This is a genomic window from Trebonia sp., from assembly GCF_049794275.1.
Lineage (GTDB): Bacteria > Actinomycetota > Actinomycetes > Streptosporangiales > Streptosporangiaceae > Trebonia.
In genome coordinates this window covers 1-4,626 of record NZ_JBARCR010000397.1, presented here as the reverse complement: position 1 = coordinate 4,626, position 4,626 = coordinate 1, and the positions used below count along the sequence as shown (strand labels likewise).

2 protein-coding genes are annotated in these 4,626 nt (G+C 70.7%); one reads left to right on the top strand and one right to left on the bottom strand.

From position 1 onward, the window contains the following. A partial coding sequence (locus WA805_RS10775) for a hypothetical protein (RefSeq protein ID WP_425242269.1) occupies positions 1-1,645 on the bottom strand: 1,645 nt, incomplete at its 3' end. A 262-nt stretch (positions 1,646-1,907) separates the two neighbouring features. On the opposite strand from WA805_RS10775, the gene WA805_RS10770 reads away from it, so the two are divergent. Beyond that, positions 1,908-4,626: HAMP domain-containing protein (locus tag WA805_RS10770; RefSeq protein ID WP_425242268.1), on the top strand; the 2,719-nt coding region annotated here is incomplete at its 3' end.

Here is a 4,626-nt window from a genome sequence, read left to right as displayed (position 1 = left end):
GCGGCATGATCGCGCGCTGCAGCCGGAACGCGAGCTGGTGTTCCTCCGCGGCGCGCTGCTCGCTGTCGGCGAGCTGGTCGCGGGTCGCGGCCAGCGCCACCTGGGTCTGGTAGTGCGCGGACACGTCCTGGAACGCGCCGCGCAGCCCCACCACGTCCTCGCCGGCGAGGACCGGCTCGGCGAAGACGCGGATCTGCCTGACCGCCGTGTCGCCTGGCCGGACGATACGGAACACCGCGACGCCTGATTCCCTGGTCCGCAGCAGCGTCTGACGGAACCGCCGGACGGCGGCCCGGTCCGCTGCGATGACGAAGCTGTGCAGGTCGGCGATGGGGATCGGGGCGGCCTGCTCCGGGTCGAGCCCGAACAGGGCGAACGCGGCGCTGGTCCAGCGGACTGTCCCTGTCGTGAGGTTCTCGTCCCAGCCGCCGATCCGGCCGAGCCGCTGCGCGTTGCCGAGCAGGTCCGCGAGCCGCTCCGGCTCGCCAAGCTTCCGCCAGGTGCAGATCACCCCGGCGAAGAACGGCGCCACACGCAGGTCCGCGACCCCGACCGTGTCCTTGCCGCCCGTGAGCGGGGCGGTGCTGGCCCCGGGGACATGCTCGGCGCGGCCGGTCGCCAGCACCCGGCTGGCCCTGGCGAACAGGCCGTCGGACGACCCCGACGAGGGATAGGCCTCCAGCAGGGTCAGGCCGGCCAGCTCGGCGGGCCGGTGGCCGACCGGGTCCACGTAGCCGGGGCTCTGGTGCATCATGGCGAAATCGGCCAGCGCGCCGCTTTCATTGCGCAGCGGCCGGAGGATCAGCACGGAGTCGGCGATCTCGTCAAGCAGCCTGAACACTCCGGGAGACGGGGCGGTCGACCCGACCGTTTCATTCGCCATGCGCACGCCGAGCACTTCCGCGAACCCGGCGACGGCAGCGCTCAGGCTCGCCCGCGCGGCGGCGTCGAAGTCGTCGTGCGGCGCCTGCCACCAGACTTCCGCGACACCGAGCCTGGCGCCCGACCTGTGGCGCAGCGCTAGCACCGCGCGGGCCGCGGCGCGGCCCCACGGCGCGATTGCGGGCAGCCGGCCGGCTTCCGGCGGGGGTCCGGTCAGTCCCCACAGGTCTTTTCCTGTGAATGCCACCCACTGTTCCGCGCAGTCGAACTGCGGCGGCAGGCGCCGCCAGCGGCTCGACTCGGTGCCGCCGAGGCCCTCGGCGCCGAGCATCTCCAGGGCGCCGTCGGTGTCGAGCAGCCACACCGCGACCGCCGCCACGCCGAACCGCGGTCCGAGTTGCCCGGCGAGGGCGCCGACGAGCTCGGCGCCGTCTCGCGCCCGTTCGGCCGCGACAACGGCCACGGGATCGTCGGCCAGCCGCGGCTCGTGGTCCGGCTCTGCTAGTTCCAGCCCGGTCAGCGATTCCTGCCTGAGCACGGCGGCCGCCATCTCCTGCTCGGGCATCCCCGCGGCCGCGGCCATGTCGGTGAGCTCCCTGGCCGCTTCGGTCACGGACCAGCCGTGCCGTTCCATCAGCACGCCCCTGGCCATCGCCACGACGGCCGCCACGTCCGCCTCGGCGCGCGCCAGCGCGAGCTCGCGCCGCTGACGCTCGACCACCGCGGCGAGCCGCGGCACGTCGTCACCGTTGTTGCCGGCCAACAACACCGCCTCCCCGCGACCTGGCCGCCGCGAATGCGGAAACCGTACCATCTTTGTCAGAAGTAAACGTTCGGCTGACCTGCACCCGCGGAGAGAGCTTGATAGCCGGGCAGACAGCCGCGCCCGTTCGGAATACTTTTGAAAATGAGCGATCGAGAGTATATCGCCATTCTGAACAGAACAGTCCGGCACGCCGCCGCTATCGTGTAACAGTCAGCCGAAGCGGATTATCCGCGTCGGCGGAGGGTATTGGGAGCAGCCGATGACAGACGTTGACCACCAGCCACCGCGGCTCGACAGAGCGGCCCTCGAGCAGCTTCTCGCGGGCCTGACAGCGGTGCGCGGTGGCGACTTCAGCAGGCGGCTGGCACCGACCGGTGACCCGCTCATCGATGAGATCGCTTCCGTCTTCAACGGCATGGCCGACCAGCTTGACCAGTTCACCGCCGAGGTGACCCGGGTGGCCCGCGAGGTGGGCACCGAGGGCAAGCTCGGCGGGCAGGCGCACGTGCCCGGCGTCTCCGGCACGTGGAAGGACCTGACCGACTCCGTGAACGCGATGGCGGGCAACCTCACCACGCAGGTGCGGAACATCGCGCAGGTGGCCACCGCGGTGGCCAAGGGCGACCTGAGCCAGAAGATCGGCGTTGAGGCCCAGGGCGAGATCCTGGAGCTCAAGACCACGCTGAACACGATGGTCGACCAGCTGTCCGGGTTCGCCGACGAGGTGACGCGGGTGGCGCGCGAGGTGGGCACCCAGGGCAACCTCGGCGGCCAGGCGGTGGTCCGCGGCGTGTCGGGGACCTGGAAGGACCTGACCGACAACGTCAACTCGATGGCGACCAACCTGACCGGCCAGGTGCGGAACATCGCGCAGGTCACGACGGCGGTCGCGCAGGGCGACCTGACCAAGAAGATCGACGTGGACGCGCGCGGGGAGATCCTCGAGCTCAAGACCACGATCAACACGATGGTGGACCAGCTGTCCGCGTTCGCGGCCGAGGTCACCAGGGTGGCGCGCGAGGTCGGCAGGGAGGGCAAGCTCGGCGGCCAGGCCGAGGTCGAGGGCGTATCCGGCACCTGGAAGCGGCTGACGGAAAACGTCAACGAGCTGGCCGGGAACCTGACCAGGCAGGTCCGCGCCATCGGCGCGGTGACCAGCGCGGTCGCGGCCGGGGACCTGACCAGGACGATCTCGGTCCAGGCCGAGGGCGAGGTCGCCGAGCTCAAGGACAACATCAACGCGATGGTGCGGTCGCTGCGCGAGAGCGTGCAGGCCTCCCGCGACCAGGAATGGCTGAAGTCGAACCTGGCCAGCATCGGCTCGATGATGCAAGGCCACCGGGACCTCGAGGTGGTCGCCGAGCTGATCATGGAGGAGCTTGCGCCGCTGCTCGGGGCGCAGCACGGGACGTTCTTCCTGAGCGAGGAGTCGGGCGGCGAGACCAGGCTGCGGCTGATCGCGGGCTACGGGCTGCTCGCCGACAAGGACGCCCCGATCCAGTACCGGATCGGGCAGTCGCTGATCGGCCAAGTGGCCAAGACCAAGCGGGCGATCGTGGTCGACGAGATCCCGCCCGGCTACATCAAGATCAGCTCAGGGCTCGGCGAGGCGGCGCCGGCGAACCTCGCGGTCATGCCCATCAAGTTCGAAGACCATGTCATGGGCGTGGTGGAACTCGCGTCGTTCAGCAAGTTCACGCCGATCCAGATCGACTTCCTCGAGCAGCTCACCGAGACGCTCGGGGTGAGCGTCAACGCCATCATCGCCAACGCGCGCACGGACACGTTGCTCGGGCAGTCCCAGCGGCTGACCGTGGAGCTGCAGGCGCGATCGTCGGAGCTGCAGTCGCGTTCAGAGGAATTGACGCTGACCAACGCGGACCTGGAGGAGAAGGCCGCGCTGCTCGCCGCCCAGAAGCAGGACATCGAGGCGAAGAACGCGGAGATCTCCCGGGCGCGAGAGGAGATCGAGGAGCGCGCCAGGCAGCTCGGCCTGGCGTCCCAGTACAAGTCGCAGTTCCTCGCGAACATGTCGCACGAGCTGCGGACACCGCTGAACAGCCTGCTCATCCTGGCGCGGCTGCTCGCGCAGAACCCGGGGCGGAACCTCACGGCCAAGCAGGTCGAGTACGCGAACGTCATCCACTCGGCAGGCTCTGACCTGCTGCAGCTCATCAACGACATCCTCGACCTGTCCAAGGTGGAGGCGGGGCGGCTCGACGTGCACCCCGAGCGGTTCCTGCTGAGCGCGCTGGTGGAGGACCTGCAGGCGACGTTCGGCCCGCTGACCGCGGAAAAGGGGCTGGACTTCGCGATCTCGATCGACCCGTCGGCCCCCGCCGAGCTGGTGACCGACCGGCAGCGGCTGCGGCAGGTGCTCGGCAACCTGCTGTCGAACGGGGTCAAGTTCACCGAGAACGGGCAGGTGGCGCTGCGGGTGCGGACCGTTTCCGCGGCGGCGGCGGCGGCCGCCGAGCCGGGTTCCGTGCTGGCGGCTGCGGGCGACGGCGCTGGGGACGGCGATGGCAGCCTGCTCGCGTTCTCCGTCACCGACACCGGAATCGGCATCGCGCCGGAGAACGTCGCCGTGATCTTCGGCGCCTTCCAGCAGGGCGACGGCACGCTCAACCGCCGGTACGGCGGCACCGGGCTCGGGCTGTCCATCGCCAGCGAGGTCACCGCGCTGCTCGGCGGCCGCATCACCGCGGAGAGCGACCTGGGCAGGGGCAGCACATTCACCCTGTACGTGCCGGCGACGCTGCCGGACATCCCGGCTGCGGACGTGGCTGGCGGGGAGTTCGGCGCGGCGGACGGGGCACCGGAGGACGGCTTTGATGGCCCGCACAGCCCGGGCAGCCCGGTCCTGTACGGGCTCGGCGGCCCCGTTCCCAACGGCCTGGCGAGGCTGGCCGCGCTGGCCGAGTCCGGCGACGCGGCCGGGCTAGGCGACTTTGGCGACGCCGGCGGTCCTGGCGATG